This is a genomic window from Microcoleus sp. BR0-C5, assembly GCF_036705045.1.
In the GTDB taxonomy this organism is placed as follows: Bacteria; Cyanobacteriota; Cyanobacteriia; order Cyanobacteriales; family Microcoleaceae; genus Microcoleus.
The window spans coordinates 1-1,458 of the sequence record NZ_JAUBTR010000199.1 but is presented as its reverse complement, the minus strand read 5'-3'; the positions used below and the strand labels follow the sequence as shown (position 1 = coordinate 1,458).

The window sequence follows — 1,458 nt, the reverse complement described above, 5'->3', positions numbered from 1 at the left end:
ACCCGCCCCTTGTATCTTAAAAGAGTCAGGCGATAGATCGCTACGTCAGTCAGTTGATCGAGCCGTCAATCAGGCGCTCGCTACGTCAGTGAGCCGATCGAGCTGTCAAACAGGCGATCGAGCTGTGCATCAGGCGATCGAGCTGTGCATCAGGCGATCGAGCTGTGCATCAGGCGATCGTAGCGCTAGGAAGGTAAATATAAAGAAACAAGGAAAGTTTCTTACTAAGGTGCAAGTTTCAGTAGAAAGTGCTGTTTAAGGACATCAGAAATCGGTGAAGTTGGCCCGCCCCTTAGACTGCATAAGTCTCTTGTGTAGATAAGCTCCCATTACTGATGACAGGCTCACACAAAACTGGACAGTATCTTAGGCTCTCGGCATCGCCCTTGAAAGCCTGCATTCACAAGGTTAGTATTCAATTGCCTGTCAGGTTCTTTTATAAATCGGAGTACATCGGGAGCCAAAAATGACATCAACAGTCTTAGGTATAGACATCAGTAAAAGAGACTTTCATGTCTCATTACTGAAAGCAGGCCGTGCAACTAAACCCAAAATATTCACTAACAATATTCAAGGGTTTGAGAGTTTACATAACTGGCTTCAACAACAAAGTGTAGTCGAACTCCATGCTTGCCTGGAAGCTACTAGCATCTATGGAGAAGCCTTAGCAGAATTCCTTGATGGGGCTGGATTTCAGGTTAGTATCGTCAATCCGGCTCGTATTAAAGGGTTTGCTAAAAGCGAACTCCTACGAACTAAAACTGACTCCGTAGATGCGGCATTGATTGCTCGTTTTTGTGCAGCGATGAAACCATCTCTATGGACACCAACTGCGCCCGAAGTCAAAGAATTACAAGCCCTGTTGCGACGGCTCGAATCTGTGATTGAAATGACGGCTCAAGAGCAGAACCGTCTGGAAACAGCTACGCCAACTGTTGCCGGTCTTACACTGGCACATTTGGAGTATCTAAAAGAGCAACAAAAACTGATTAAAAAACTCATTAGTGACCATTTTGACCAGCACCCACATTTAAAACAACAGCGTGACCTCTTGACCTCAATTCCTGGAATTGGTGAACAGACAGCATCCGTATTGTTAGCTGAAATTCGTGATGTTTCCGATTACAACAATGCCCGTCAATTAGCGGCTTATGCGGGTTTAACACCCTGTGAACGGAGTTCTGGGACTTCGGTTAAAGGCAAAACTCGTTTGTCCTGCACCGGAAACGTCCGACTGCGAAAGGCGTTGTATATGCCTGCGGTAGTGGCGATGCGTCACAATCCGTTACTCAAGGCTATGAGTGAGCGATTATTGGGTCGCGGAAAGGTCAAAATGCAGGTGATTGGTGCCTTGATGAGGAAGTTGGTGCATTTGGCTTTTGGGATTTTAAAGTCCCAAAAGCCTTTCGACCCCAATTATTTGACTGCTACCCCTTGACAGGTCAAGACAGTATCTAC

Annotated in this window: 2 protein-coding genes; both read left to right on the top strand. The window is 46.1% G+C overall.

Annotated elements, in window-relative coordinates; genetic code table 11:
- On the top strand, positions 1 to 259 hold a 259-nt coding region (locus QUB08_RS31905), incomplete at its 5' end, for a hypothetical protein (RefSeq protein ID WP_333230295.1).
- A 207-nt stretch (positions 260 to 466) separates the two neighbouring features.
- The gene (locus tag QUB08_RS31900) at positions 467 to 1,438 is read left to right on the top strand and encodes a transposase (protein ID WP_333230293.1); all 972 of its coding nucleotides are present in this window, start codon (positions 467 to 469) and stop codon (positions 1,436 to 1,438) included.
- Positions 1,439 to 1,458: the final 20 nt, after the last annotated feature.

What these genes read in the sequence shown, in the direction of transcription:
- QUB08_RS31900 (WP_333230293.1), top strand. Translation starts at nt 467, where the DNA reads ATGACATCAACAGTCTTAGGTATAGACATCAGTAAAAGAGACTTTCAT.